Below are 25,985 nucleotides of genomic sequence, written 5' to 3' on the forward strand. Positions count from 1 at the left end.
CGCTATTGGCGAGCTCTACCAGGGTTTCGTATGAACTCGCCTGGAACGCCTCCCGTAGGGTGGGCACCTGTGCCCACGCGGATCATGCGAACCACTAGCCGAACAGGCAACAGCCTCACGCCGCCCGCACACCGCACGCACTGAGCTCAATACCGCTCCGGCGCAATCATCTCCACGTAGTCATACAGCGCCCCCAGGATTTCCTGCGCGCGCTCGTCCGCCGTCTCCGACAGCGCATCGATCTCGCCGAACAGCTGGTCCACCGTGCGCGCGTTGCCGGCGCCATCGTAGAGCCGCGCCGCGCGGTGTTCTTCCCAGCGCTGCATGTCCGCCTCGCTCAGGGTGTGCGGGAAGTTGCGGGCGCGGTAGCGGAACAGGAGGTCGGCCAGGCGCTCGTCCTCGAAGGAGGGGCGCATGCCCGCCAGGCGCTCGGGCGATTCGCCGCGCAGCGACTCCAGCTTGCGCCGGTCGCCATTGCTGACGAAGCCGCCGTACAGGTCCTCGTCGACGTCGACCTCGGTGTCGCTGCTCGCCGCCGGCTTCTGGAACACCTGGGCCCAGGTCGCGGCCATGCTCGGACCGCCCTGGGCCAGCTGGGCGTGGCTGCGCTGCTGCGCGAGATCCATGCCCCAGCGCTCGGCCATCGTCACGCTCAGGGTCTTCAGGTTGCCGACCAGCATCGGCGACTTGTTCAGGTGCACGCTTTTGATCGGCAGCCGCGTGACGCCTTCGGGCAGCTCGCTGCTGCGCGTGAACATGCGCAGGCGGATCGTCTCGACGTCGAGCCCGAACAGTTCGGACGGATCGTGGCGGCAATCCCAGACCAGGATCTCGTTCTTGTTGGTCGGATGCTGGGCCAGCGGCCACACCAGGGCCAGGCAGCCCTGTTCGGCCGGGAACATGCCCGACACGTGCAGGAAAGGCTGGCGCAGCGAGGGGTCGAGGTGCAGGCCCATCTCTTCGGCGACACGGTCCTTGCGCCGCAGTTCCAGGCAGAAATCGAACAGCTTGGGTTGCTTGCTGCGGATCAGGCGCGCCAGGGCGATGGTGGCGCGCACGTCCGACAGTGCGTCGTGCGCCGATTCGTGCGCCAGGCCGTTGGCGGCGCTCAGGTCTTCGAGGCGGAAGCTCGGCCGGCCGTCCGGATGGCGCGGCCACGCGATGCCGTCGGGACGCAGCGCATAGGCCATGCGCACCACGTCCAGCAGGTCCCAGCGCCCGCAATTGTTCTGCCACTCGCGCGCATACGGATCGATCAGGTTGCGCCAGAACAGGAAGCGCGTCACTTCGTCGTCGAAGCGGATCGTGTTGTAGCCGACGCCGATGGTGCCGGGTTCGCTGAAGGAGGCTTCGACCTGGCGCGCGAATTCGTGCTCGGGCACGCCCCGTTCCAGGCATTGCTGCGGCGTGATGCCGGTAATCAGGCAGGACTGCGGATCGGGCAGGTAATCGTGCGCCGGCTGGCAATAGAGCATGACCGGCTCGCCGATCTCGTTCAGTTCGGCATCGGTGCGGATCGCCGCGAACTGCGCCGGGCGGTCGCGGCGCGGCTGGGCGCCGAAGGTTTCGTAGTCGTGCCAGAGGAAGGTGTGGGTGCTCATCGAAGTCCGTGTGTCAGGGTCCGCACGGATTGTCGGGGCGCCGCCCCGATCCGTCAACCGCCCGGCTCACAGGCTCACGCAATTGCGTCCGGCTTCCTTGGCGCGGTAGAGGGCGGCGTCCGCGGCTTCGATCAGGGCGGTCTCGTCGCCGTTCGGGTCGAGCATGGCGACGCCGAAGCAGGCCGTCAGGTGCGGCATCGGCACGCGCATGTCGGGGAACAGCACGACCTCGCGCATCTGCTGGCACAGGCGGTCGGCCACCATCCGCGCCAGCTCGCCGCTGGTGTCGGGCAGCACCGCCAGCAGTTCCTCGCCGCCATAGCGCACCGCAAAGTCCGACGGGCGCAGGCCATCGCGGATGACGTTCGCCGCCGCACACAGGGCGGCATCGCCGACCAGGTGGCCGTGGGTGTCGTTGAACTTCTTGAAGTTGTCGAGGTCGATCATGAGCAGGGCCAGCGGGCTGCCCTGGGTGCGCGCCCGCGCCACCAGCTTCGGCAGCATGTCGGCCAGCCAGGTGCGGTTGTACAGGCCGGTGAGGGTGTCGTTCAGCGACAATTGGCGGTAGAACTCACCGAGCTTCTGGCGCCGGCGCAGCAGGGCATTGGCGGCGCGGATGCGGAAGGACAGCAGGCGCAGCAGGTTGCGCGCCACCGCGTTCGAGTGGTCGATCAGTTCCCAGGCCAGGTCCGATTCGATCACCAGCAAGTGGCTGTCCTCGACCGCGCGCACGGCATCGAGGTTGACGGCGTCGTCCAGCACCGATTGCTCGCCCACGCTTTCGCCGGCCAGGATGCGGTTGACGCTGCCGTCCGACGCGCCGGCATGGCCGTCGGTCTCGACTTCCAGCATGCCCGAGAGCACGATGTACAGGCGCGCACGGACCGTGTCCTCGATCGGTTCGCCCGCGCTCACCCGCACCACCTCGCAATCGGCGAGCGCGCTCGCCGCGGCGGCCACGTCGGCGCCACGAAACAATTGCAGGTCCTCGACCTGGTAGCCCGACTGTGCAAAGTTACCGATGTGTTCCAAGACGAACTCCTCCGCGTGGTGGCTAAGACATACACATTGCATGATAAACCATGATTGTGGCTAGTCTGACTGGTGTTTCGGAAACATCGGTGTTCCAATAGCGGCCATGCATCCATCCCACACCCATCTCGTCGACGCGCTCGGCGTTGCCCATGTTCCCGCGCCCGGTGCGCGCATCGTTTCGCTCGTCCCTTCGATCACCGAACTGCTGTGCGATCTGGGCCTGGCCGGGCAAGTCGTCGGCCGCACCGGTTTCTGCATCCACCCTGCGCAGATCGTGCAGGCCATCCCGAAGGTGGGCGGCACCAAGGACGTGAACGTCGAGAAGATCCGCAAGCTGGCGCCGACCCACCTGGTGGTGAATATCGACGAAAACGAAAAGCCGACCGTCGAGGAACTGGCCCGATTCGTGCCGAACATCGTCGTCACCCATCCGCTGGCGCCGCGCGACAACCTGGCGCTGGCACGCCTGATGGGCGGCATCTTCGGCGCCACCGCGCAGGCCGAGGCCTGGTGCGCGGCCTTCGAGGCGGAACATGCGGCGCTGCAGGCGCAGGGGCGTGGCCCGGAACGCACGGTGTTGTACTGCATCTGGCAGGATCCGTGGATGAGCGTTTCGCGCGACACCTATATTGCGCGCATGCTCGGCGAGCTGGGGTGGAAGGTGCCGGACCTGGGCGAGGCGCGTTATCCGCGTTTCTCCTGGTCCGACGCGCTCGTGTCCGGGCTGGACGCGGTGCTGCTGTCGACCGAACCCTACCGCTTCACGCAGGCGCACGCGGATGCGCTCGAGAAGCAGGTCGGCATCCCGGTGTTCCTGGTCGATGGGGAGATGATGTCCTGGTATGGCAGCCGGGCACTGGCCGGATTGCGCTACCTGCGCGAGGTGAGGGGTATGGTCGAGGGCAAGGGTTAAAGCGGCGCCCGCCCGGAAGCCGGGCGGGCGGACCTCATCTGTCGCGGGCGATCAGGAATCGGTCAGGTGCTTGTCGGCCAGCGCGTCGACCGCCGGGGCGGCATGGCCGTGGCGATCCTTGTCCTGCAGGCGGCCGAGGGTGCTGTCGAGGGCGCGCGCCAGCTTGGCGCTGGCGTTCTTGATCGACTGGCGCAGGTCGTCGGCGTGCTCGCGCACGACGACCGGCTGGTAGCCGCGCACGCGTGCTTCCAGCGTGCAGCCATTGCCGCCGTCGGCATGCTTTTCGCGGTTTTCATTGGTCAGGTGAACTTCGACGCCGGTCAGGTAGTCCTCGAAGCGGCCGATGGCGGCGCGCAGGACGGTCTCGACGTGTTCGTCCAGGCCCTGGTGGTTCTCGATGGTGCGGTCGGTGTTGACGTTGATTTGCATAAGTGGCTCCGTATTCATCTGTTCTGGAGCCGATCTTACTCTTTTTGCCATTTTCGGCGCGCCCGGCTGGCGTCGCTCAGGTCTTGCGCGCGCTTTTCTCACGCTTCTTACGCCTCCCGCGCTTCCTTCTCGTGATGAGGGAAGCGGTCCATCTTCGACAGCACCGGGAACAGCACGGCCCAGAGGCCAGTGACCGCGAGCGTCGCCGCGCCGCCGAGCAGGATCGCGCGCACCAGGCCGAACCAGCCGGCGGTGATGCCCGACTCGAATTCGCCCAGTTCATTGGACGCGCCGATGAAGACCGCGTTCACGGCGCTGACGCGGCCGCGGATCTCGTCCGGCGTCTCGTACTGCACCAGCAGGTGGCGCACGTAGACGCTGACCATGTCGCCGGCGCCGAGGACGAACAGGGCGCCCAGCGCCACCGGGAAGTGGCTGGTCGATCCGAGCGTCAGGACCGCCAGGCCGAACAGCGCGACGCCGCCGAACATCCAGGCGCCGACGCGGCGCCGGATCGGGAAGAAGGCCAGGGCAATGGAACAGAGCGCAGCGCCGGCGCCGGGCGCGGTGCGCAGCCAGCCGAGCGCCGTCGGGCCGGCGTGCAGCACGTCGTGGGCATAGGCGGGCAGCAGGGCGGTGGCGCCGCCGAACAGCACCGCGAACAGGTCGAGCGAGATCGCGCCCAGCACGATCGGGCGCGAGCGGACGAAGCGCAGGCCCTCGAGCAGGGTATGCCAGCTGGCCGGCTGCGTGCTCTTCGCCTGGGGCGCGCTCTTCGCCGAGGCCATCAGGGTCACCGACACCGCCAGCAGCAGCGCCGACACGGTGTACACGAAAGTCGGGCCGAACACGTACAGCAGGCCGCCCAGCACCGGACCGGCGATCACGGCCACGTGGAAGGTCGAGGAGGAGAGGGCGACGGCCTGGCCGAAATCCTGGTCCGGCACCAGGTTGCGCAGCACCGCCTGCGAGGCCGGCATCATGAAGGCGCGCGCACTGCCGAACAGCACCAGCACCGCGAACACCGGCCACACCACGCTGCTGCCGCTCCAGGTAAAGGCCAGCAGCAGGCCGCTGACCAGCAGCTGCACCAGCATGCACAGCACGATGATGCGGCGCCGGTCATGGCGGTCGGCCACGTGGCCGGCCCACAGGATCAGCACCAGGAAGGGCGCGAACTGGGCCAGGCCGATCAGGCCGAGGTCGAACAGGCTGCCGGTGATCTGGTAGACCTGCCAGCCGACGGCGACGCTTTGCATCTGGACGGCCAGCGTGCCGAGGAAACGGGCGGACAGGTAAAACGAGAGGTTGCGGTTGCGCAGGACGCCGAGGCCGCCGCTTGGGGACAACAGGGACATGGGAGGGAGCACATTACTGGCAAGAAGTTGCCAATTGTGCCTGAATCAGGACGGTGGTGCCGATGATGCGTCGGGTGGGCGGGGGCCAACATGACGCGGACGTCACGCGTGGGCACGTCATTGATGCCCCCGGCATCAATGACCCCACCCTACGCGGCTTATCCCTGCGCCAGGTCGGCCTCGGTCGTGAACGAATCGGCAAAGAACTCGTCCGCCGGCAGGCCGCACTGCGCCACGTACTCGCTGCGCGCGGCATCGACCATCACCGGCGCGCCGCAGGCATACACCTGGTAACCGGACAGGTCCGGGATGTCCTGCATGACGGCGGCGTGCACGTAGCCGGTGCGTCCAGTCCAGTTGTCCTCAGGCAGCGCGTCCGAAATGACCGGGATGTACTGGAAATCGGGCAGGGTCGTGGTCCAGGCCTGGCACAGCTCGTCCATGTACAGGTCCTGGGGACGGCGGCCGCCCCAGTACAGGCGTACCGGACGAGTTGATTTCAGGTGCATCAGGTGCTCGACCAGGGCCTTGACCGGCGCGAAGCCGGTGCCCGAGGCCAGCAGCACGATCGGCTTGTCGGATTCTTCACGCAGGAAGAAGGTGCCGAGCGGGCCTTCGAAGCGCAGGATGTCGCGCTCCTTCATGGCGCCGAACACGTGGTCGGTGAACAGGCCGCCCGGCAGGTGGCGGATGTGCAGCTCGAGCGGACGCTCCAGCGAAGGCGCGCTGGCGATGCTGTAGGCGCGGCGCTTGCCGTCCTTCAGCAGGAATTCGACGTACTGGCCGGCGCGGTAGGCCAGGGCCTCGTTGGCCGGCAATTGCAGGGTGACGATCGCCACGTCCGGCGCGGCGCGGGTGATGCTCTGGACCCGGGTCGGCATCTTGCGCACCGGGTAGTCGCTGCTGCCGCCGACCTCGCGCGCCTCGATCACCACGTCGCCTTCCGGCACCGCGCAGCAGAACAGCGAGAAGCCCTGCAGCTTTTCCTGCTCGCTCAGGGCGCGCTGCTGGTGCGGCTTGTGGGAGACGAGGCCGTCGACGACCTTGCCCTTGCACGAGCCGCAGGCGCCATTCTTGCAGCCGTAGGGCAGGCCGACGCCGGCGCGGATCGCGGCCGCGAGCACGGTTTCGTCGGACTCGCACGCGAATTGGTGGCCGCTGGGCTGGACAGTGATCTGGAACGTCATGTTTGGATTCTTGGAGATAAATAAACGCGAAAGATGGCTAGTCAGCGGAATGTGTATTCCGCTGCAATGGAAGTGGGCTATTTTACACGGCGCGTGCAGGAGGGGCGCCCGAGGCCGCGGCCGCTCCGCGCATGCCGTCAGTTCGGCGCGGCTCGCATACAATGCCTGCCGTGAATACCAAATCCTTGAAACGGCCACGCCTGCTGCTGGTCGGCTGCGGCGACGTCGGCATGCGCCTGCTGCCGCTGCTCTCCGGGCGCTTTCGCGTCTTCGCCGTGACGCGCGACCCCGAACGCTGCGCAGCGCTGCGCGCGCTGGGCGCGGTGCCGGTCGTTGCCGACCTCGACCAGCCGGCCACGCTGGCGCGCCTGCGCGGCCTGGCCCGCCAGGTCGTCCACCTGGCGCCGCCCCAGCCCAGCGGCGCTCACGACCGGCGCACGCGCAACCTGGCCGCGGTGTTGTCGGCGGGCACGCGCCTGGTCTACGTCAGCACGACCGGCGTGTACGGCGACTGCGGCGGCGCCCTGGTGCACGAGACCCGCAGCGTGGCGCCGAAGAACGACCGCGCCCGGCGCCGGGTGGATGCCGAGCGCACCTTGCGCGCCTGGGCGCGCCGCACCGGCGGGCAGCTCTCCATCCTGCGCGTGCCGGGCATCTACGCGCTCGACCGCCTGCCGCTGCAGCGCCTGCGCGAGGGCACGCCTGCATTGCGGCCTGAGGACGACGTCTACACCAACCACATCCAGGCCGACGACCTGGCGCGCATTGTCGCGCTGGCGCTGTTTCGCGGCCTGCCGAACCGGGTCTACCACGCGGTCGACGACACGCGCATGCGGATGGGCGATTATTTCGACGCGGTGGCCGACGCCTTCGACTTGCCGCGCCCGCCGCGCCTGGCGCGCGACGCCCTGCGCGAACAGGTGTCGCCGGTGCTGCTGTCCTTCATGTCGGAGTCGCGCCGCCTGGACAACGGGCGCCTGGGCGAACTGGGTGTGCGCCTGCGCTACCCGGACGTCGCCGCTGCGCTGGCGCAGTGGCGGCTGGTAAAATAGCGACATGAAGGAAACCGATATGACCTACGAAGAATACCTGGATGAAGTGACGACCCTGATCGTCGAAAAATACGATCTCGACGACGAGGCCGCGATCAAGATCGTCGTCGATGCCCAGGAGCGGGGCTATTTCATTGCCCACGACGACCAGAAATCGATGCGCACCCTCGAGCGCGCCCACGACGACGCGCGCGCCCTGTTCAAGGCCAGCCGCAAGAAGTAAGCCCGCCACGGGCGCCGTCCGGCGTCCGCCCCATCGCCTCCATTTCATCTTTTCCGCCCGTCCGCGCGCCGGGCCGGCGCCGCCATGGCGTCCGTCTTTCCATCGACCCGGTTCGTGTTGCAGCCGTGCCGTGCCTACGCATCAGCGGCCAGGCTGGGCCTGCGCACGCCATGTCTGTCGGAAAACTTCCACATTTTCCCTTCTGTCTGTAGGGGAAATCCTACAGTTGCTTGAATAAAATCTAACTTTCCCATTATCATTACAAGCTTGAAAAATCACCGTACAAACGGTGCTGTTTTGCTCTGCAGAAGCAATTTCTTACGTTCAAAATGTAGATGTAAGAAATTACGCACGGAGTGTGATAATTAGAAAGAATTCGGAAATGCCTATCAGAAGACTGCCGGAAGGCTCAGCCTACGACCCAAATCGCGTCCTCGACGCCATCATCGCCAAACTGCAACTGAAGAACGACGCCGCCCTGTCGCGCGCGCTGGAAGTCGCACCGCCGGTGATCAGCAAGATCCGCCACAACACCCTGCCGATCGGCGCCACCATCCTGCTGCGCATGCACGAAATCAGCGATTTCAGCATTCGCGAACTGCGTGCGCTGATGGTCGCACCGGGTGCGGAGATGTCGGCTGCCTGAAAAAAGAGCCGGCTCGGGGCCGGCTCGATGAAGGGCAGGTCGTGCGCCATGCCCGATGCTTCATGTCCATGCATGTCTGTCGCCGTTGCGCCGTCCTGGCAGACGGCGCCGGCGGCTATCCCTGCCTAGCCCCGCCTCGGCAGGGCCCGCGCGACCTGGCTCAGGCAGCCAGGGGCGCCCGGCCGCACCAGGCGGTCTGCACCTCGGCAGCGGTATTGGCCGGAGCACGGCCGCACCAGGCGCTCTGGACTTCGGCGGCGGTATGCGCAGGCGCCCGGCCACACCAGGCGGTCTGGGCCTCGACGGCGGTATTGGCCGGTGCCCGGCCGCACCAGGCGGTCTGTACTTCGGCGGTGGTATTGGCCGGAGCACGGCCGCACCATGCCGTCTTCTTCGCGCCGGCTGCGGCCGGTGCGCGACCGCACCACGCGGTTTCCTGCGCCGCTTCCGGCGCGCGTCCACACCATGCGGTCCGGACCGCTGCCGCGATGGCGGTGACGGGCGAGCGTCCGCACCAGGCGGGCTGGCCCGCGCCTTCGGCAGCGGTGACCGGAGCGCGGCCGCACCACGCGGCCTGGGCGGCGGCGCTCGCCACGTCCTGGGGCGCGCGGCCGCACCAGGCGGCGTCGGCCTGCTTCAGGTAGGGCTCGCCGAAGGTCGACTCGTACAGTTCGCGCATGCGTTGGCCGGCCTGTTCCTGCACCGCGATGTCGTCCTCGCCGCGCAGGCCGATGTAGGGATAGTGATGCAGGAAGTAGCCGAAGGCCTGTTCGCAGTCGCTGGCGTACTTCATGGTGTCGAGGATGTGGTAGTGCCAGAAAGTGTCGACGTCCACCAGCGGCGCCGTTTCTTCGTTCGGGAAGGCTTTCATCAGGTACAGGAAGCGGCGGTATTCGGTTTCCGTCGCGTTCGCCCGTTCGAGCGACCAGCCTTCTCCGGACTCCTTGTGCATCAGCTTGACTTTAATCGGGTTCAAATCCAGGGCGGCGATCGCTTCGAAATCGTTATTCGCGTTCATGTTTCATCCTTTTGTTTTGGATACTGCGTCGTTATTGTGATTTGGTGTTCCCTAGGATGACGAAGTCGTGCTGACTGATGGTTTGGCCCTCCTTCTCGTCGAGTACAGTCTGTAGTGAAAAATGCCCGGTTTGACGCACCACATTGATGACCATTCTCTACCCCAAACTTGCGGAAATTGTTGATTATTCGCAAGTTGAGTGATGTCAAGCAATTGCGTGTCGCAAAATTCGCTACAGGCTTTCGAAGACCTGGGCGGGCCTGGGGGACGTGGGCGCTGGCTGGGACACGGAGATCAGGTTGTCGGCAGTCGGGATCGATACGTGGACTGTCGTGCCGGCGTTCGGCCGGCTGGTGATCAGGCATTTGCCGCCGAGGATGCGCACGCGCTCCTCGATACCGACCAGGCCGAAGGAGCCAGGCTTCTGGCTGCCGCTCCTGGCCAGTCCGATACCGTTGTCGCTGACCGTCATCGAGATCGACTCCGCGTCGAGCGCGAGCTCGACCCGCACGGCAGTGGCGCGCGCGTGGCGCGAAACGTTCGTCAACGACTCCTGCAGGATGCGGAACAGGGTGGTAGCGCAGCGGTCGCTCACATGTAATTCGCGGCCGTCGGACACCAGTTCGCAGGCGATCCCGGTACGGCGCTGGAACTCGGCGATCTGCCAGTCGACCGCGGCGGTCAAGCCCAGGTCCAGTACGTGAGGGCGCAAATCGTTGATGATCTGGCGCACGCTCTTGATGGTGGCGTCGATCTGCTCGAGCGTCCAGCGTGCCCGCGCATGCAGGCGCGGGTGACGGCGGCTGGTGCGCGAGGCCAGCAAGTCGGCCTCGATGCGCAGGGCCAGCAGGTTCTGGCCGAGGTCGTCATGGATCTCGCGCGCGATGCGCTTGCGCTCGTTTTCCTTGATGGTTTCGGCATGCGCCGCCAGGCGCCGCAGGTTGTCGTTGGTCTTCTGCAGCTTCGCTTCGCTGGCGCGCAATTCCTCCGTCATTTCCTCGGCCAGTCCGATGGCGCGGCGGCGCGAAGAACTCAGGGTCTGGAATAGCGCATACAGCAGGGCGGTACCGGTCGCTCCCGCCAGCATCGCCACCCAGGGCAGGTAGCTGTCGATTTCCGAATACATGCTGTGCTTGGCGACGCGGAAATCGATATCCCAGCCGCGTCCGCTCACACCCACCGGCAGCAGGGCGCGGAACATGTCCGGCTCGTGTTCGCGCGCCTGGGGCTGGTTGTCGAAGAACACGGTGCGCTGGTAGACGCCGGGCGGCCCGCCGAGCTCTTCGACCGGACTCAAGCCGGAAATGACCAGCCGGGTCGAATGCTTCGGCATGTTGTCCAGCACGCCTTGCGCCAGGCGCGAGACGCTAAAGCCGATGCCGACCGAGCCGATGTAGGCCGCGCGGCGCTGGCCGACGTCGTTCAGCGGCATGGCCGGACGGTAGACCGGCATGCGCATGCCCAGTCCGCTGGTGTGGGGCTTGATCGCCACCCGCGTGCCCGAGGTCGAGGCGTCGCCGGTGTCGCGCGAGTGCGCCAGCGCCAGGGCGACCGCGGGCCGCGCCTGCAGGTCGATGCCGACCCGGTCGGCGCGCGCCGTGCTCGGCTCGATGTAGGTCAGTACCGTGTATTCGGGACGGCGGCCAGCGGGCCGGATGCGGAAATCCATGCCTTTCGCGCCGAGCTCGCGCCGCAGCTGCGCTTCGACGGCGGGACGCTCGGCGTCGCTGAAGGTGCGCGCAAAATTGATCGTCTCGACGCCGGGGAAATGGTTTTCCAGGTCGAGGCCGGCGACGTAATGGCGGAATTCCTCGCTGGTGACCTCGTCGCCCGCGAGAAACAGGCTGGCGGTGCCGCGCAGCAGGTCCGCATAGCTCTTGATGCGGCTGTCCAGGATCGACTGGACACCGCGCGCCATGTGCAGGAAGCGTTCGTGGGCGTCATTCTCGATCGCGCTGCTGGTACTGATGTGCAGGCCGGTTCCGACGCCGAGCGACAGCAGGGCACCCAGCCAGGAGCCGAGCTTGATCGATGCGATTTTCTGCGCAAACTCGACCACGATCCCCATCTTTTCTGCTCCCAATCGTTATTCATTACTTCATTTTTGATTTCGATCAGAATCGCGCAGACGGACACGCCTGTTACCTATCAGTTCTGACAGGTTGCGTGCGGTTCGGTGGCCACATGAAAAATCCCGCCGCGGCGGGGCCGGGGCGGGATTGTGCTGTGGTTCTTGTTCCGGAGCGGAACCGGCTTTACTTGCCGCCCCAGCTGTCCTTCAGCGTGGTGACGCGGTTGAAGACCGGCTTGCCCGGTTGCGAATCGACGCGGTCGGCCACGAAATAGCCGTGGCGCTCGAACTGGAAGCGCTGGTCGGCCACGGCCGCGGCCATGCCCGGCTCGAGGTAGGCGGTGACGGTTTCCAGCGCGTTCGGGTTCAGCGCGGCCTTGAAGTCCTTGCCGCCGGCATCCGGCTGCGGGTCGAGGAACAGGCGGTCGTAGAGGCGCACTTCCGCTTCCAGGGCGGCGGCGGCGCTGACCCAGGTGATGTTGCCCTTGACCTTGTAGTTGTCCGCGCCCGGCGTGCCCGACTTCGAATCCTCGAAGTATTTCACGCGCACGGCGGTCACGTTACCGTTCTCGTCCTTGTCGTAGCCGGTGCACTCGACCACGAAGCCGTACTTCAGGCGCACGCGGGCGCCCGGCTGCTCGCCGACTGGCGGGGTGAAGCGGTGGTAGCCCTTGGTCGGGGTTTCCATGAAGTCTTCCTGCTCGATCCACAGCTCGCGCGTGAACGGGAAGCTGCGCTGCCCCATTTCCGGGTGGTGCGGGTGGACGGGCGAGGTGCACGCGACCGATTCGCCTTCCGGGAAGTTTTCGACGATCAGTTTCAAAGGACGCAGCACGGCGATCGCGCGTGGCGCCTTCGGGTCGAGGTCGTCGCGCAGCGCGCCTTCGAGCGTGCTCATGTCGATCCAGCCGTCGGCCTTCGAGACGCCGATGCGCTCGCAGAACAGCTGGATCGATTCCGGCGTGTAGCCGCGGCGGCGCAGGCCGACGATGGTCGGCATGCGCGGGTCGTCCCAGCCGGTGACGATGCCGTCGTCCACCAGCGAACGCAGCTTGCGCTTGGAGGTGACGACATAGGTCAGGTTCAGGCGCGCGAATTCGTACTGGCGCGGCACCGGGCGCTGGAAGAAGCCGCCTTCGGCCAGGGTCTCGACCAGCCAGTCGTAGAACGGGCGGTGGTCCTGGAATTCCAGGGTGCACAGCGAGTGGGTGATGTTCTCGATCGCGTCCGAGATCGGGTGCGTGTAGTCGTACATCGGGTAGATGCACCAGTCGTCGCCCGTGCGGTGGTGATGCGCGTGGCGGATGCGGTACAGGGCCGGGTCGCGGTTGGTCATGATCGGCGAGGACATCGCGTCCTCGCTCATCTTCGCGCGCAGGATGTGTTCGCCGTCCTTGTACTTGCCGGCCTTCATGTCGCGGAACAGTTGCAGCGATTCCTCGACCGGGCGGTTGCGGTAGGGCGAATTGGTGCCCGGCGTACCGAAGTTGCCGCGGTTCCTGGACATGTCCTCGGCGCTCTGGCTGTCGACATAGGCATAGCCCTTCTGGATCAGGTACTCGGCCATCTCGTACAGCTTGTCGAAGTAGTCGGAGGCGTAGTGCAGGAATTCCTCGCCGCCTTGCTCCCAGGTGAAGCCCAGCCACTTGACGCTGTCCATGATGGTGTCGACGTATTCCTGGTCTTCCTTCTCCGGATTGGTGTCGTCGAAGCGCAGGTGGCAGCGGCCGTTGTAGTCGCGCGCCAGGCCGAAGTTCAGGCAGATCGATTTCGCGTGGCCGACGTGCAGGTAGCCGTTCGGCTCCGGTGGGAAGCGCGTGATGACTTGCGGCATGCCGTCGCGCTTGTGGGTGCCTGCCGCCAGGTCGTTCTCGACGATGGCGCGCACAAAGTTCGACGAAGGCGCGTTCGCCGCCGCCGCGTTGTTCTTATCAATGCTCATGAAAGAAGGTGTCTGGATAGCTAAAGTTCCGGGCATTTTACCGTAGACAAGGGCGCCGCGGTCCGCCTATGTGGTGGAGCGCACGGTTCGCGCCGGCGCCCAGGCAGATACTTGAGGCCAATGTCGCCGCTTGCAAGGCTGCGTGCTGTCTGGCGCGCCCATGGCCACGCTGTCAAGTTGGCGTTTTCTATAGGATAATCTCGTTTTGCCGTTTTTCGGCTATAGCCGGAGAGTTCCAAATTGGAAAATTTATACGCGATCCTCGGCGTCGCGCCGAACGCCAGCGACGACGAGATCAAGAAGGTCTACCGCTCGCTGGCCATGCGCTACCACCCCGACCGCAACCAGGCGCCGGGCGCGGAGGCGCGCTTCAAGGCCGTCACCAAGGCTTACGAGATCCTGTCGGACCCCGCCAAGCGCGAGGAATACAACCAGAGCGTGAACCACCGCATCGTGCTCGACCCCGAGGCCGAGGCCTTCGAGCTGTGGCGCTCGCTGTTCGCGCTGAACGGCGTGACGCTGCAGGCGTAAGCACGGCCGCCGGGGCAGGACGCCCTGAACGAACGCCACTGAACCCCGCATACAGGACAAACAAGATGAAAAGAGTACATCCCGAATTCGCCTACCAGTCGCGCGAACTGGAAGGCCAGATCGACGGCACCCTGGGCGACCCGCCCAACCGCAAGAACTACGACATGATGGTCGACGCGCTGGTGTCGGAATACGCCGGCGGTTCCGGCATCGACGACGTCAACCTGATGGCCTTCGCGCTCGTTGACAAGATTCGCTTCAAGGACCCGAAAGGCCTGCTGCGCGAAGCGGCGGACTATGAGGGCGACGACCCGGCGCGCGTGTTCGCGATGGCCGAGTGCGAGGGCGAGGACGGCGCCGCCATGTACGCCGCCATGACCGAGAACCATCCGGAACTGGCGCGCCAGGCGATCATCACCGCCTTCCTCTACAAGCACCAGGGCCGCTGGGCCGACGACGACCAGTCGCTCGACCAGTTGGCCGAGGGCGACGACGGCGACGACGACGACAACGACGGCATGGACGACAGCGCCGCGACGGACGACTTCACCCAGATCTTCGACCAGGGAGAACGTGAATGAACGACAAAGCCAATCTGCCGGCGCTGACCAAGCAGGTCAGCGAACTGGTGCTGGCCGGCTCGCTGCAGCACGCTGAAGAGGCGTTCTCGCAGGCGGCCGACGAACACGGCGACTACGCCGTGGCCGAGGTGCTGTCGACCCTGCCGCCGCAGGTGACCGCGCTGCACCTGGCCGGCTTCGACGGCGCCAAGACCTCGCTCGCGACGCTGCTGGTGCCGCCCAAGGCCTGGGCCGAAAGCCTGGCCTACATGGCCGCCACCTGGCCGGACGACATGATCGAGGACGACCCCGAGCGCATCGCCGAGGGCCTGTTCAACCACGTGCACGGCGTCGTCTACGCCAGCGACGACGAGGACCGCCGCCACGAGTTGCTGCTTGAGGCCTCCGCCACCGACCACGGCGCCACCGTGTTCGCGATCCTGTGGTCGCTCGCGCCGAAGGAAATCATGGAAGTGGCCGGCGAAATCAACCTGAAGGGCCGCTACGTGACCGGCCAGACTTCGTCCGACAGCGACATCGTGCCGCTGGCGGTCGACCTGGCCAAGGCCAGCGAGGACGGCTGGGAACGCTCGCTGATCGAACTGTTCCCGGAATTCCGCCACAGCGCCGAGATGGCCGACGCCGAGTTCCCGGACGATCCGGACGAGGACCCGGAATTCCAGCAGCGCAGCACGCGCGAGCTGCTGTACCGCCTGCGCAAGCAGGTGCCGTCGACCCGTACCATGCCGCGTCGCAGCACGCGCAAGAGCATGGGCACGGACATCTTCTCGTGAGCGGGGATCGCCAAGCAATGCTGCCTGCAATCGTCATCGAAAAGCCGCCCCGGCTGGTGCGCGCGATCAAGCTGCTCGCTGCCGAGGACCCCGAGGAAGCGGCGATCCTGGCCGACGAGCTCTCGGGGATCACCGCCATGGTGGCCGGGAAGTTCACCAACGACCGCACCGCCGAAGGCATCGGACGCGCGCTGCTGCTGACCGTCGGCGGCGTCTCGCTGGGCCTGGAAAGCATCATGTCGGAAGAGGGCGAGGAAAAGGACGAGGTCGCGCTCGACATCCTGATCGAGGACGGCGCCGAGTACGTGTTCCAGTCGGGCTTCCGCCTGGTGCGCGAACTGGCCGCGCTGCCCGAGGACAGCCTGGTCGGCGAGTACGACCTGGACCCGGTGTATGCGCAGCGCCGCCTGAAGGAGCTGTTCGTCGACCTGTGCACCGCCGACCCGGGCGAAAGCTGGTCCGGCTACGAGCGCTACCTCGGCCAGCTGCGCCAGCGCCAGCAGGTGCAGGCCATCGTCCATGCCGCCCAGTGGCTGCGCCGCAACCACTACGAGGGCCCGGTCAGCGACCCGGACCTGAACGCCGAGGGCGTGATCGCGCTGGCGATCATCTTCGCGGTCGAAGGCGGCGGACGCATCGTCGCGCGCACCGGCCAGAAGGAGTTCGAACGCTTCGTGAAGTCGGTACGCAAGAACAATCCCGACTTCGAGGCCGGCTGGGCCCAGCTGCTGGAAAAGGTCCCGGCGCCGCACCGCGCGATCATCGCCGAGCGCATTGGCACCTACCGCGAGAGCTGCACCGTGTTGAAGAGCCTCGGCACGAAAGCGCCGATGAAGCAGCTGGTGGCCGAGCTGGAAAACTACGCCGGCTCGGAGCTGGACGCGGAATACCCGTAAACCTGACGCCTGCCCGCGGCGTGGCCCTAGGGTGGGCGGCTCCGCCCTGGACCCGGCACATCGCGAACGCATGCGCCGCCCACGCGTTCGACGATTGCATACATCGACGCGGCGGTGCATCGGCATCCGATCTTGCGTATGATGAGCGATCCAGCATCAGGATTCGCCCATGTCTTCACCCGCCATCGCCGCCGGCAGCACTGACTTCAAACGCGTCAACCGCGCCATGGCCTTCGGTGGGTTCTCCACTTTCGCACTGCTCTACAGCGTCCAGCCCCTGATGCCGCTGCTGGCGCGCGACTTCGCCCTCACGCCTGCGCAAAGCAGCCTGGCGCTGTCGATCTCCACCGGCCCGCTGGCCCTGGCCCTGCTGGTCTCGAGCATCCTGTCCGACCGCTTCGGACGCAAGCCCCTGATGGCCGCCTCGATGTTCAGCGGCGGCCTGCTCACCCTGCTGGCCGCCTTCACCCATGACTACGTCCAGCTGCTGGCGCTGCGCGCCCTGATGGGCTTCATGCTGGGCGGGATGCCCGCCGTGGCGATGGCCTACCTCAGCGAGGAAATCGAAGGCAGCTCGCTCGGCCTGGCGATGGGCATGTACATCAGCGGCAGCGCCTTCGGCGGCATGTTCGGGCGCGTGCTGGCCTCGGTCATCAGCGACTTCTATTCCTGGCGCGCCGCGCTGGGCGTCCTGGGCGCGGCCGGCCTGTATGCGGCCTGGGAATTCCGGCGCAGCCTGCCGGCCTCGCGCCGCTTCCGGCCGGGGCAGGGCGGCCTGGCGGGATTGATCGACGGCGCCCGCCGCCACCTGCGCGACCCCGGCCTGCCTTTCCTGTTCATGCTGGCCTTCCTGCTGATGGGCTCGTTCGTCAGCCTGTACAACTACATCGGCTACCGGCTGCTGGGACCGGAATTCCACCTGCGCCAGAGCGCGGTCGGCGCGCTCTCGGTGCTCTACCTGCTCGGCATCTTCAGCTCGGTCTGGGCGGGCCGCCTGGCCGACCGGCTGGGGCGGCGCAATGTCTTGTGGCTGGTGATGTCGGTGATGCTGGCCGGGCTGCTGCTCACGCTGGCAGGCAACCTGCTCGCCATCGTCGCCGGCGTCGGCCTGTACACCTTCGGCTTCTTCGCCTCGCATTCGGTCGCCAGCAGCTGGGTCGGCCGGCGCGCCCGTCCTCCGCAGGCGCTGGCGTCCGCCCTCTACCTGTTCTTCTACTACCTCGGCTCGAGCGTGGTCGGCTGGTTCTCGGGCTACATGTGGGAGCATTTCGGCTGGCTCGGCGTGGTCGGCCTGCTGGGCGCGGTCCTGGTCCTGGCAATGCTGATCGCCTTGCGCCTGCGCGGCCTGGCGCCGCTCGAACCCGGTACTTCCGCCACGCCGTAAGCCAGACCAGGGATTTCATCAGGGCATGATCTGGATCATGCCTAGCGGCATCATCGTACTGTTTGCCTCCGGTAAGATCGTCGATTGGACAGTCCAGTCACGATTGCGAAGGAGTCTTGCCGATGGTGTCGCTCCCATGAATTTCCCTTCCGAACCTGGCGCGCTCGGCCTGTTCGGCACTGGCCTCAGCCAGCATGCGCACCTGATCACCCTCAGTACCGCCCAGGACAGCGCGCTGCCCGAAACGCTTGCCGCCGAAAGCTTCACCGGACACGAGGCGGTCAACGACCTGTTCCGCTTCGAGGTCGACGCGCTCGGCACCTCGACCGACCTCGACCTGTCCCTGTTCCTCGGCGAAGAGCTGACGATCCGCCTGCTGCAACCGGACGGCAGCCGCCGCGCCTGGCACGGCATGTGCACCCAGGCGGCCTGGCTGGGCGCGGACGGCGGCCTGGCGCGCTACCGCCTGCGGCTGGAACCCGCGCTGGCGCTGCTCGGCCTGCGCCGCGACAGCTACCTCTTCCAGGACAAGAACGTGCGCGACATGGTCGTGGAACTGCTGGCCGACTACCCGCAGGTGCGCTTCGATTTCGACATTACCCAGGAGCTTGCGCCGCGCCCGGTGTGCACGCAGTACCGCGAGAGCGATCTGGTTTTTCTGCGGCGCCTGCTGGCGTCCGAAGGGCTGAGTTGGCGTTTCGAGCATGACCAGAAGCAGGACCAGGGGCAGGGCGATGGCGACGGCCACGCGCGGCATCGCCTGCTGGTTTTCGACAGCCGCGCCCGCGCGCCGGCGACGCCAGGCGGCGACAGCATCCGCTTCCACGGCGTGCGCGCGACCGAGCAGGACGACGCGATCGACGCCTTCGGCGCTTGTCGCAGGGTACGCGCGAACGTGGTCGCCATCGGCAGCTGGGACCCGGCCCAACTGGTCGCGCCGGCTGCCGAGCACCAATCGATCCTCGACGCCGGCGCGCTGCCGGAACTGGCGCTCTACGACGGCAGCGGCGAACGCCATGCCCCCAGCCGCGCCGCGGCCGACGCGCACGCGGAACTGATGCTCGAGGCGCTCGAGCTGGAGAACAAGCTGTTCGAGGGCGCGGGCGCGGTGCGGCGCCTGGCGGCGGGACACGCATTCGCGCTGACCCGGCATGCGCGCTATCCGGAAGGCGACAACATGTTCACCGTCCTGTCGGTGCGCCACGAAGCCCGCAACAACTTCCGGACCGGGATCGACGGCCCGGCCCCAGGCGCCGTCGAGAACGGCCCTTACCGCAACAGCTTCGCCTGCGTGCGCGCGGCGGTACCGATCGTCCCCGGCGCGACCGCGCTACGCGACAGGCCGACCGCGCCCGGCCCGCAATGCGCGCTCGTGGTCGGGCTGGCGGAGGCGGTCGCGACGACGACGCGCGATCATCAAGTAAAAGTCCAGTTCGCATGGCAGCGCGGCCAGGGCGCCAATCGCGGCGGCCTGGCGCACGACACCGACGAAAAAGGCTGCGCGCCCGGCAACGCCGCCTCAGGCACCTGGGTGCGCGTGGCCGAAGCCCTGGCCGGACCGAACTGGGGCACGGTGTTCACGCCCAGGATCGGCACCGAAGTGCTGGTCGATTTCATCGAAGGCGACATCGACCGCCCGGTGATCGTCGCCCAGCTCTACAACGGCGTCGACCAGCCGCCTTTCGCCGCCGGCGTCGGCTCGAACGCCAACCACGCGGGCGTGCTGTCGGGAATCCACTGCCACGGTTTCGACGGCGGCGGCTACAACCAGTGGCAGCTCGACGACGCGACCGGCCAGGTCCGTACGCGCCTTGCCACCAGTTGCGCGGCGACCCAGCTGAACCTCGGCTACCTGATCCACCAATCCCCCGGCTCGGCGCAGCGCGGCGCCTGGCGCGGCAGCGGCTTCGAGCTGCGCACCGATGCCTGGGCCGTGATCCGCGGCGGCGAGGGCGTGCTGCTCTCGACCAGCGCCCGTGCGCGCGAGGGCTCCGGCGTCACCTCGACCCAGATGGATGCGGCGGAAGCGGTCTCGCTGTTCAAGAGCGCGCAGTCGCTGGCGACGACGCTCGGAGACGCGGCGGCGCAGCAGCAGGCCCTGTTCAGCAAGGACGCGGCCAAGGCGCAGGCGGATTTCATCGAGCAGATCGACCCGGAGGCGAAAGGCAAGTACGAGGGCGCAGTCGGTGGACACAGCGCACTGAAAGCCAAATCGGGATCGCGCGAACTCGATGGCGGCCAGCCGGTCGAGAAATTCGGTTCTTCGATCGTGCTGATGGACGCAGCCGCCAGCATCAACTGGGCCACGCCGGCATCGACCGTGGTGTACGCGGGGCAGCAGCTGCACTGGACCACGCAGTCGGACCTGCACCTGGCTGCGGCACATACGGTGTCGTCGGTAGCCGGGAATGCTTTCAACTTGTTTACGCATTCGGGCGGCATCCAGGCGATTGCCGGGAACGGGCCGGTGTCATTGCAGGCGCATACCGATCAGCTGGAGATTTTGGGGGACAAGGAGATCACCGTGATCTCGGTGAATGACTGCATCGAGATCAAGGCCAAGCATAAGATCGTGCTGCAGGCGGGGCAGTCGGCGATCACGCTGGAGGGGGGGGGCGATATTACGTTTGCTTGTCCGGGGAAGTTTACCGTTAAAGGTGGGAAGCATTTGTTTGATGGTGGCGCTTCGCACGCCGCGACATCGCCAAAACTACCCGATTCGCGTCTCAAGCTGTTTGACGAAGCTTTTGTTATCAATGACCCAGATGGACGGCCTGTCTGAGGAATGCCTTATCGAATAAAACGTGCTGACGGTACTTTCGAAGAGGGGATTACTGACGAGTTAGGGCAAACCCATTTAGTTAGTGGGGTGGAAATGGAAGAGTTGGAGATATATGCCACATGGGGTGAGCGCAATGTCTGAACAAACAAAGAGGTTAGGAAGTTCGAAAACGTCTCCCGTAGACAACAAAGTGCGCCAAGTTGTGATTTTGCCAGGAAAGCCTTCAAAAGACTTTATTTTGGACGCCAAGTGTCTGATCGTCGTCGTTGGCGGGCGTGTCAGCATGTCTGCCGCAGATTTGCCGGGTGATGCGGTTGGGGAATATACATGGGCTACTGAAAGCAACAAAATCAGGCTTATCAATAAGCAAGGAAACATTTTGGTCATTGAGGCGCTAAATATACCTAGTGATCGTCGGGGCAGGAAGAAATTGTCGTGACTCGCACTGCCCCCGACGGCACCATACACAAAAAGACGGTCGCCCTTACTGTCGCGAGAGTACTATTTGGTCCAGATCCACAACAAAGTTACGGATATGATGACTTTGATCGTCCAGCAATTCAAATTGATCATCATGTTTCTGTACGAAGTGCTAGCGAGACGTTTATTAAAGTAAAAATCGAAGGAGGCGCACTCGGTAACGACTTTAACTTCATATGTGATGATCCGACTACCTGTGCAACGGACGCCGGGCCACCAAATGCCGAGTTTGCATTGCGAATCAAAGCACACTCATGGCAAAGTAAGTCAACAATATTGAAGGTAATCGCTAAATGCCCCGCTGCCACTGTATTTGCGCAAATTAATCTCCATGTCTATGCCGAGAACGTGCTTCAGTACTCGTGGCAAAAGTGGCTGACTCTCAATCTACATTAACAGCTTTAAGGTACCCAAGCGCTGACTATGCCGCCCATCAAAAAAAAGCAAACGAAAAGTTGAAGGAAGCAGTGGTGAAATGTGAATTAATGAACTTCAGCGAGAAGGGGGGGGCGTCACTGATGTCGCTTTTGATCAAGATGGCAGCGGTGCATTGAGTTTCGATATCAATGCCGGAGGTGGTGCGGCCTTCAATTTGATCAACCAAGCTGTAAAGACAAAAAGCCCTGAGCACCGAGTAGTCATTGTCCGGAATATGCGCTCATTCTATTATCTTAGTCGTGCAGAGCGAAAAAAGGCGATGTGACTATCTTTGTTCGCGGGAATAATGTTTTTAAATCAGAAATGCCACTCGGCAATGGATTCAATAAAGAAATTGTAGATGTCGTTCGCAGCAGTGGAAACATTGCTCACTTGGCTGCGCCGCTGAAATTCGATCATGCAGTTGGCGAACCTTTGGAGTTTCCGGCAGCGGGATGGTCGACTGATCCAATCATTATTGCCGAAGGCGCTGCGCCAGATCTTATTATAAAGTGGACAGTTTTGCATGAGGTCGGACACAGTGGTTTGGAATTGCAGGACGTCATCGACCCAACCGATTTGATGCATTTCGATCAAAGTATTACTAATGCGCGCTTGCGCTATTGTCCGCGAGATAGTCAATATAGCCCCGGTGAAAAGGAGAATCAATGGGAAACCGTCCCCCGTCCATTGCCTGGTCGCCCTCCAGTAAAGTAAGGAATAGTGGGTTTGTGTGCTTGTTAGTGGTTGTCTTGGGTTATCCGCCCTGCGCGGGCGCGTACGTGAGGGAGGACGAGATGTATAAAAGAGCTCAACAGTACATTTCTGAGTTTAAGGATGGTAAGGAGTTCGACAGAAGCAGCGCCATTGAAGGCATCGTTAGAAATCAAATATCGACAGGGCGAATCTATACGTATTGATCAAGGAACTCGCTGCCGTACGTCTCACGTGCGCGAGAATATTGTCAAACTATTGGAAAAAATCGGCTTGGAGCTTGACTCTCCACAGCCAGACAAGTTTCGGATTATTCGCGATCACGCGATTATCAAAGCCCTATTGGGTCGAGGGATTTGCTAAGGATGATGCCGCTTCCGATGCTGCGGGCAACAGTCCTGCGTGAACGATGCCAGCCTTCCGACTTGGCTGCTTTTGGTAATATTTATTTGAGATCGCTACAGGCAGGCAAAGGTGATTATCTCTATCTTGTTGCCAAAGCGAAAGTCGCGGCGGCTCGCCCCTACATTGAAGCGTTGGCAGAACTGGACAAATGGCGCGGACAGGAAGAAGCACTCAAGGTAATTAATATTGTCCGGCAGCGTTGGGTGATACCGATCTCGAAGATCAGTTCATGCAGGCCACATTTGAGGCAGAACGAAACGCCCCGCCAGCGCCGGCCAATCGGTTCTATGATGTCGGTTCAGCCAAGGATGGCAAACAGGTAGCAGCCGCTTTGGCCACATTAGGGCTCATCGGAACACGTCGATCCTTGATCACCGCGTGCGGTTATTTGCGCTCGCAAATGAAAACATACGTGCCCAACCAACGAGAGCGCTCGATTCGCTATCACGCGTTGGATGCACTGCGATACAAACTACCCTGATGAGCGTGTGTTGTATCGTCCTAGCACATTGGATGAGTGGGCAGCAGCGGAGACATTCTGTACACAAACCCTTGGCGCCAAGTTTGATGGGCCGACCCCCGATCTCCCACCCGATCACGTGTTTCCTGCAGGAGTATCGCGGCCATTGAAACGGTAAGGGCAGTACCCTGCAGTTGGGAGCGCGCAGGTGGTATAGCGCCTCCGCGAATGCCTAGCAGGAAGTGGCCCTGCAGTTACTCCCCAGCTACTGTGTTCGCATATCGCATGGATTCTCGGTCAGCGCTAAAATCACAACCGCTCTCTTTCCAAAGGAGGTCATCATGCTGCAAGCAAACGAAATCCAGCAACGCTACAGCCACCTGCAGCAGACCCTCGGCGAAGCCGAGCAGGCCTGCATGGCGTCGCAGGATACACCGCCGGAAATGCGCGACTGTATTCAGCGTATTTCGCGCGAGCTGAAACAGGCGCAGGATGTGATGCAGTCGAACGACGAGCGCGGATCGTCCAGTGCGTCGACAGCCTGGAAGACATGGGCGACGAGGCCAAGCGCATGAGCCGTTCGATGCCGCAGATGCCGGCGCACCTCGAGGCGATGGTCACCCGCGTGCACGCCGAGCTGTCCGACTTCAAGCACAAGCTGCACTAAGCCCTGCACCAGGCCCTGTACTAAGCCCGTTTTAACCGGGCCGGGCCCGCGCGGCAGGGGCGGGCCGAGGCAGGGCGCCTACACCACGCCCTTGCCGCGCAGCGCCGCGATCTCGTCGCCGTTCTTGCCCAGCACATCGCGCAGCACCAGTCGTCGGTGTGCTCGCCCAGCAGCGGCGGCGCTTTCGCGCTCGTCGCCGGCGTGGCCGACATCTTTCATCGGGCTGCGCACCACGTCACCTTGCCGGCGCCTTGCGGGCTGGTGCGGCAGCTCCACCGCCATCTCCCTCGCACGCACCTGCTCGTTGGCGAAGACTTCGCCGACGTCGTTGATCGGCCCGCAGGGCACGCCACTTCTTCCAGCATCGCGATCCATTCGTCGCCCGGCGCGTCGCCACCATCTCGGCCAGCAGCGGTACCAGCACGTCGCGGTTCTGCACGCGCAGCGGGTTGGTGGCGAAGCGCGGGTCGCGCGCCAGTTCGGCGGCCGCCGGCCTCGACGAACTTCTGGTACTGGCCGTCGTTCCCGGAGGCGACGATGATGTGGCCGTCGCTGCAGGCGAAGGTCTGGTAGGGCACGATGTTGGCGTGGGCGTTGCCCCAGCGCTTGGGCGGCTTGCCGCTGTTCAGGTAGTTGCTGCCGACGTTGGCCAGCATCGCGACCTGGGTGTCGAGCAGGGCCATGTCGATGTACTGGCCCTCGCCGGTACGGTCGCGGTGGGTCAGTGCGGCCAGCACCGCGATGGTCGCGTACATGCCGGTCATCAGGTCGGTCAGGGCGACACCCGCCTTTTGCGGGCCGCCGCCGGCAGTTCGTCGCGTTCGCCCGTCACCGACATCAGGCCGCCCATGCCCTGGATCAGGAAGTCGTAGCCGCTCGGCGCATGCGCATACGGCCCGTCCTCAAGCCGTGATCGAGCAATAGACCAGGTCCGGCTTGACCGCCTTCAGCGATGCGTAGTCCAGGCCGTAGCGCTTCAGGTGCCCGACCTTGAAGTTTTCCAGCACCACGTCCGAATGGCGCGCCAGTTCGCGCACCAGCGCCTGGCCTTCCGTGCTGGCGATATCGACCGTCACCGAGCGCTTGCCGCGGTTGGCGGACAGGTAGTAGGCGGCCTCGCTGGTGTCGTTCCCTGCGGCATCCTTGGCGTACGGCGGGCCCCAGGCGCGGGTGTCGTCGCCGCTGCCGGACGCTCGATCTTGATCACGTCGGCGCCGAGGTCGGCCAGGTTCTGCGAGCACCAGGGGCCGGCCAGCACGCGCGAGAGGTCGAGCACGCGGATATGGCCGAGTGCCTTCGGGGTTCCGGAATCAGTCATGGTGTTTATTTACCAAGTTCGTCGAGCGCCGATTATAGCCGGGCGCGGCGGGTCACCTGTCCGCCTTGCCCAGCAGCTGGGCCACGAACAGTCGCGTTCGCGGTCGACGATGCCGTCGACGACGCGCTCGTCCAGGCCCATCGCTTCGAGCACGAAGGCCGACAATTGCAGGCTGGCCTCGAGCGTCTCGGGCACGACCACGGTGGCGCCGGCCTGCTTCAGGATGCGCGCGTGCTTTTCGTCGCGCGAGCGTACGAACAAGGGAACGTGCGGGAAATCGCGCCGGATGCCCTGCACCGCCTGCAGGCGGAGGCCGGGTGGTCCATCGTCAGCACGATGGCCGGCGCCTCCTCGGCGTGCACGCGCCGCAGCAGCTCGCAGCGCGCGGCATTGCCGAAAGTAGACCGGGACCCTTGCGCGTGCAGCTTCGACACCAGCTTGGCGTCTTTTCGAAGGCGATGTAGTCGATGCGCTGGCGGCAGCAGCACCGGGCCAGCTGCTGTCCCACGCGTCCGAAGCCGGCGATGATGATGCGCCCGCGGGCGGAACCGAGCGCCTCTTCGTCGGCGCTGGCCCCTGCGCCTGTTCGCTGCGCTGCGCGCGTTCGCCGATGGCGCGGCCCAGGCGCGCCAGCAGCGGCACGAACATCGACAGGCCGACCGCCAGCATGGCGCGCGCGCGGCCAGGCCGGGCCGAGCAGTTTGGCCGAGACGGCGCGAAGCCGATCACGATGAAGGCGAACTCGCCGCCTGGCCCAGCAGCAGGCCGCCCTCGATGGCCTTGGGCCAGGGCAGGCGGTCGATCGGAAGATCACGGCGATCACCAGCGCCTTGATCGCCACCAGGCGAGCACCGCGCCGGCATCCACATCGGCGCTCACGACCTGCGCGTGTCATCTGCATCCCCAGACATCAAAAGAAACAGGCCCATGAGCAGGTCCTTGAAGGCTCGATCATCACTCGACCTCGTGCTTGAATTCGCGTCTCGGCCAGCAGCAGCCGGCGATCAGGACGCCGAGCGCCATCGACTCGGCGCGGCCGACAGGGCGGCGAATGCCGAAGGTGCTCAGCAGATCAGGCCATAAAGACGTCGGGCTGGCGGTG

At 64.9% G+C, this 25,985-nt stretch carries 26 protein-coding genes and 1 pseudogene; 15 read left to right on the forward strand and 12 right to left on the reverse strand.

Features of this window, described 5'->3' with window-relative positions; translation table 11 throughout:
- Positions 1–146: 146 nt before the first annotated feature.
- Both sbcB and ACFOPH_RS24715 read right to left on the reverse strand, forming a co-directional pair.
- A complete protein-coding gene (gene sbcB, locus ACFOPH_RS24710; protein ID WP_379732716.1) occupies positions 147–1,601 on the reverse strand; it encodes an exodeoxyribonuclease I in 1,455 nt (484 codons plus the stop codon).
- A gap of 66 nt (positions 1,602–1,667) precedes the next feature.
- Positions 1,668–2,633, reverse strand: coding sequence for a GGDEF domain-containing protein (locus ACFOPH_RS24715; RefSeq protein ID WP_312552232.1), 966 nt, complete (start codon positions 2,631–2,633; stop codon positions 1,668–1,670).
- Between the two features lie 106 nt (positions 2,634–2,739).
- Between ACFOPH_RS24715 and ACFOPH_RS24720 the strand changes: the two genes are divergently transcribed.
- The gene (locus ACFOPH_RS24720; RefSeq protein WP_379732718.1) at positions 2,740–3,549 is read left to right on the forward strand and encodes a helical backbone metal receptor; all 810 of its coding nucleotides are present in this window, start codon (positions 2,740–2,742) and stop codon (positions 3,547–3,549) included.
- 51 nt (positions 3,550–3,600) lie between these two features.
- On the opposite strand, the gene ACFOPH_RS24725 is transcribed toward ACFOPH_RS24720, so the two are convergent.
- The 3 genes from ACFOPH_RS24725 to ACFOPH_RS24735 all read right to left on the reverse strand — a co-directional run bounded on the left by ACFOPH_RS24725 (position 3,601) and on the right by ACFOPH_RS24735 (position 6,523).
- Positions 3,601–3,978, reverse strand: a complete 378-nt coding sequence (locus ACFOPH_RS24725) for an HPF/RaiA family ribosome-associated protein (protein WP_379732720.1) — start codon at positions 3,976–3,978, stop codon at positions 3,601–3,603.
- Between the two features lie 107 nt (positions 3,979–4,085).
- The gene (locus ACFOPH_RS24730; protein WP_379732722.1) at positions 4,086–5,336 is read right to left on the reverse strand and encodes an MFS transporter; all 1,251 of its coding nucleotides are present in this window, start codon (positions 5,334–5,336) and stop codon (positions 4,086–4,088) included.
- Positions 5,337–5,494: 158 nt separating this feature from the next.
- Entirely contained in the window at positions 5,495–6,523 is a 1,029-nt protein-coding gene (locus ACFOPH_RS24735) for a CDP-6-deoxy-delta-3,4-glucoseen reductase (protein WP_312552239.1), read from the reverse strand.
- A gap of 161 nt (positions 6,524–6,684) precedes the next feature.
- On the opposite strand from ACFOPH_RS24735, the gene ACFOPH_RS24740 reads away from it, so the two are divergent.
- From ACFOPH_RS24740 to ACFOPH_RS24750, 3 genes are all read left to right on the forward strand, one after another.
- A complete protein-coding gene (locus ACFOPH_RS24740; RefSeq protein ID WP_379732724.1) occupies positions 6,685–7,575 on the forward strand; it encodes an NAD(P)H-binding protein in 891 nt (296 codons plus the stop codon).
- A gap of 19 nt (positions 7,576–7,594) precedes the next feature.
- Positions 7,595–7,798 (forward strand): hypothetical protein, encoded by a 204-nt coding sequence (locus tag ACFOPH_RS24745; protein WP_312554391.1) that lies wholly within the window; start codon positions 7,595–7,597, stop codon positions 7,796–7,798.
- Between the two features lie 382 nt (positions 7,799–8,180).
- The gene (locus ACFOPH_RS24750; protein ID WP_312554394.1) at positions 8,181–8,444 is read left to right on the forward strand and encodes a hypothetical protein; all 264 of its coding nucleotides are present in this window, start codon (positions 8,181–8,183) and stop codon (positions 8,442–8,444) included.
- 160 nt (positions 8,445–8,604) lie between these two features.
- Here the strand turns inward: ACFOPH_RS24750 and ACFOPH_RS24755 are convergent, their stop codons facing one another.
- The 3 genes from ACFOPH_RS24755 to ACFOPH_RS24765 form a co-directional block, all read right to left on the reverse strand.
- Positions 8,605–9,462 (reverse strand): glycine-rich domain-containing protein-like, encoded by an 858-nt coding sequence (locus tag ACFOPH_RS24755; protein WP_379732727.1) that lies wholly within the window; start codon positions 9,460–9,462, stop codon positions 8,605–8,607.
- A gap of 232 nt (positions 9,463–9,694) precedes the next feature.
- Entirely contained in the window at positions 9,695–11,545 is a 1,851-nt protein-coding gene (locus ACFOPH_RS24760; protein WP_312550253.1) for a CHASE domain-containing protein, read from the reverse strand.
- A 172-nt stretch (positions 11,546–11,717) separates the two neighbouring features.
- On the reverse strand, positions 11,718–13,475 hold the full coding sequence (locus ACFOPH_RS24765) for a glutamine--tRNA ligase/YqeY domain fusion protein (RefSeq protein WP_312550252.1): 1,758 nt from the start codon (positions 13,473–13,475) through the stop codon (positions 11,718–11,720).
- 240 nt (positions 13,476–13,715) lie between these two features.
- On the opposite strand from ACFOPH_RS24765, the gene ACFOPH_RS24770 reads away from it, so the two are divergent.
- The 11 genes from ACFOPH_RS24770 to ACFOPH_RS24820 all read left to right on the forward strand — a co-directional run bounded on the left by ACFOPH_RS24770 (position 13,716) and on the right by ACFOPH_RS24820 (position 23,473).
- Positions 13,716–14,006 (forward strand): DnaJ domain-containing protein, encoded by a 291-nt coding sequence (locus ACFOPH_RS24770; protein ID WP_312550251.1) that lies wholly within the window; start codon positions 13,716–13,718, stop codon positions 14,004–14,006.
- 65 nt (positions 14,007–14,071) lie between these two features.
- Positions 14,072–14,587, forward strand: a complete 516-nt coding sequence (locus ACFOPH_RS24775; RefSeq protein WP_312550250.1) for a hypothetical protein — start codon at positions 14,072–14,074, stop codon at positions 14,585–14,587.
- On the forward strand, positions 14,584–15,360 hold the full coding sequence (locus tag ACFOPH_RS24780) for a hypothetical protein (RefSeq protein WP_312550249.1): 777 nt from the start codon (positions 14,584–14,586) through the stop codon (positions 15,358–15,360). Before ACFOPH_RS24775 ends, ACFOPH_RS24780 begins: the two co-directional genes overlap by 4 nt.
- A gap of 17 nt (positions 15,361–15,377) precedes the next feature.
- The gene (locus ACFOPH_RS24785; protein WP_312550248.1) at positions 15,378–16,256 is read left to right on the forward strand and encodes a hypothetical protein; all 879 of its coding nucleotides are present in this window, start codon (positions 15,378–15,380) and stop codon (positions 16,254–16,256) included.
- A 169-nt stretch (positions 16,257–16,425) separates the two neighbouring features.
- Positions 16,426–17,640 (forward strand): MFS transporter, encoded by a 1,215-nt coding sequence (locus ACFOPH_RS24790; protein ID WP_379732731.1) that lies wholly within the window; start codon positions 16,426–16,428, stop codon positions 17,638–17,640.
- 136 nt (positions 17,641–17,776) lie between these two features.
- A complete protein-coding gene (locus ACFOPH_RS24795) occupies positions 17,777–20,422 on the forward strand; it encodes a type VI secretion system Vgr family protein (protein WP_379732733.1) in 2,646 nt (881 codons plus the stop codon).
- A 133-nt stretch (positions 20,423–20,555) separates the two neighbouring features.
- On the forward strand, positions 20,556–20,861 hold the full coding sequence (locus ACFOPH_RS24800) for a hypothetical protein (protein WP_379737818.1): 306 nt from the start codon (positions 20,556–20,558) through the stop codon (positions 20,859–20,861).
- Positions 20,858–21,298 (forward strand): hypothetical protein, encoded by a 441-nt coding sequence (locus ACFOPH_RS24805; RefSeq protein ID WP_379737820.1) that lies wholly within the window; start codon positions 20,858–20,860, stop codon positions 21,296–21,298. Before ACFOPH_RS24800 ends, ACFOPH_RS24805 begins: the two co-directional genes overlap by 4 nt.
- Positions 21,299–21,601: 303 nt before the next feature.
- A complete protein-coding gene (locus ACFOPH_RS24810) occupies positions 21,602–22,036 on the forward strand; it encodes a hypothetical protein (RefSeq protein ID WP_379737822.1) in 435 nt (144 codons plus the stop codon).
- 362 nt (positions 22,037–22,398) lie between these two features.
- Complete coding sequence (locus ACFOPH_RS24815) at positions 22,399–22,761, forward strand: hypothetical protein (protein ID WP_379737824.1); 363 nt, start codon at positions 22,399–22,401, stop codon at positions 22,759–22,761.
- A gap of 478 nt (positions 22,762–23,239) precedes the next feature.
- On the forward strand, positions 23,240–23,473 hold the full coding sequence (locus tag ACFOPH_RS24820) for a hypothetical protein (protein ID WP_379737826.1): 234 nt from the start codon (positions 23,240–23,242) through the stop codon (positions 23,471–23,473).
- Positions 23,474–23,643: 170 nt separating this feature from the next.
- Here the strand turns inward: ACFOPH_RS24820 and ACFOPH_RS24825 are convergent, their stop codons facing one another.
- From ACFOPH_RS24825 to ACFOPH_RS24840, 4 genes and pseudogenes are all read right to left on the reverse strand, one after another.
- Positions 23,644–23,784, reverse strand: a complete 141-nt coding sequence (locus ACFOPH_RS24825; RefSeq protein WP_379737828.1) for a hypothetical protein — start codon at positions 23,782–23,784, stop codon at positions 23,644–23,646.
- Positions 23,781–24,683: pseudogene (locus tag ACFOPH_RS24830) on the reverse strand (CaiB/BaiF CoA transferase family protein); the annotation flags it as partial. The gene ACFOPH_RS24825 and the pseudogene ACFOPH_RS24830, both read right to left, overlap by 4 nt.
- A complete protein-coding gene (locus tag ACFOPH_RS24835; RefSeq protein ID WP_379737830.1) occupies positions 24,638–24,883 on the reverse strand; it encodes a CoA transferase in 246 nt (81 codons plus the stop codon). The gene ACFOPH_RS24835 and the pseudogene ACFOPH_RS24830, both read right to left, overlap by 46 nt.
- Before the next feature lie 9 nt (positions 24,884–24,892).
- A complete protein-coding gene (locus tag ACFOPH_RS24840) occupies positions 24,893–25,144 on the reverse strand; it encodes a hypothetical protein (protein ID WP_379737832.1) in 252 nt (83 codons plus the stop codon).
- Positions 25,145–25,985: the final 841 nt, after the last annotated feature.

Source organism: Massilia haematophila, assembly GCF_042647645.1.
GTDB lineage: Bacteria > Pseudomonadota > Gammaproteobacteria > Burkholderiales > Burkholderiaceae_D > Telluria > Telluria haematophila.

Bases quoted from the DNA above. Each gene is read 5' to 3' on its own strand.
- ACFOPH_RS24785 (WP_312550248.1), top strand. From the start codon at position 15,378: ATGCTGCCTGCAATCGTCATCGAAAAGCCGCCCCGGCTGGTGCGCGCG.
- ACFOPH_RS24775 (WP_312550250.1), top strand. From the start codon at position 14,072: ATGAAAAGAGTACATCCCGAATTCGCCTACCAGTCGCGCGAACTGGAA.
- ACFOPH_RS24755 (WP_379732727.1), bottom strand. From the start codon at position 9,462: ATGAACGCGAATAACGATTTCGAAGCGATCGCCGCCCTGGATTTGAAC.
- ACFOPH_RS24835 (WP_379737830.1), bottom strand. From the start codon at position 24,883: ATGACTGATTCCGGAACCCCGAAGGCACTCGGCCATATCCGCGTGCTC.
- ACFOPH_RS24725 (WP_379732720.1), bottom strand. From the start codon at position 3,978: ATGCAAATCAACGTCAACACCGACCGCACCATCGAGAACCACCAGGGC.
- ACFOPH_RS24795 (WP_379732733.1), top strand. From the start codon at position 17,777: ATGAATTTCCCTTCCGAACCTGGCGCGCTCGGCCTGTTCGGCACTGGC.
- ACFOPH_RS24765 (WP_312550252.1), bottom strand. From the start codon at position 13,475: ATGAGCATTGATAAGAACAACGCGGCGGCGGCGAACGCGCCTTCGTCG.
- ACFOPH_RS24825 (WP_379737828.1), bottom strand. From the start codon at position 23,784: ATGAAAGATGTCGGCCACGCCGGCGACGAGCGCGAAAGCGCCGCCGCT.
- ACFOPH_RS24740 (WP_379732724.1), top strand. From the start codon at position 6,685: ATGCCTGCCGTGAATACCAAATCCTTGAAACGGCCACGCCTGCTGCTG.
- ACFOPH_RS24780 (WP_312550249.1), top strand. From the start codon at position 14,584: ATGAACGACAAAGCCAATCTGCCGGCGCTGACCAAGCAGGTCAGCGAA.
- ACFOPH_RS24730 (WP_379732722.1), bottom strand. From the start codon at position 5,336: ATGTCCCTGTTGTCCCCAAGCGGCGGCCTCGGCGTCCTGCGCAACCGC.
- ACFOPH_RS24820 (WP_379737826.1), top strand. From the start codon at position 23,240: ATGCTGCAAGCAAACGAAATCCAGCAACGCTACAGCCACCTGCAGCAG.
- ACFOPH_RS24800 (WP_379737818.1), top strand. From the start codon at position 20,556: ATGTCTGAACAAACAAAGAGGTTAGGAAGTTCGAAAACGTCTCCCGTA.
- ACFOPH_RS24750 (WP_312554394.1), top strand. From the start codon at position 8,181: ATGCCTATCAGAAGACTGCCGGAAGGCTCAGCCTACGACCCAAATCGC.
- ACFOPH_RS24735 (WP_312552239.1), bottom strand. From the start codon at position 6,523: ATGACGTTCCAGATCACTGTCCAGCCCAGCGGCCACCAATTCGCGTGC.
- ACFOPH_RS24815 (WP_379737824.1), top strand. From the start codon at position 22,399: ATGATGCCGCTTCCGATGCTGCGGGCAACAGTCCTGCGTGAACGATGC.
- ACFOPH_RS24720 (WP_379732718.1), top strand. From the start codon at position 2,740: ATGCATCCATCCCACACCCATCTCGTCGACGCGCTCGGCGTTGCCCAT.
- ACFOPH_RS24790 (WP_379732731.1), top strand. From the start codon at position 16,426: ATGTCTTCACCCGCCATCGCCGCCGGCAGCACTGACTTCAAACGCGTC.
- ACFOPH_RS24745 (WP_312554391.1), top strand. From the start codon at position 7,595: ATGACCTACGAAGAATACCTGGATGAAGTGACGACCCTGATCGTCGAA.
- sbcB (WP_379732716.1), bottom strand. From the start codon at position 1,601: ATGAGCACCCACACCTTCCTCTGGCACGACTACGAAACCTTCGGCGCC.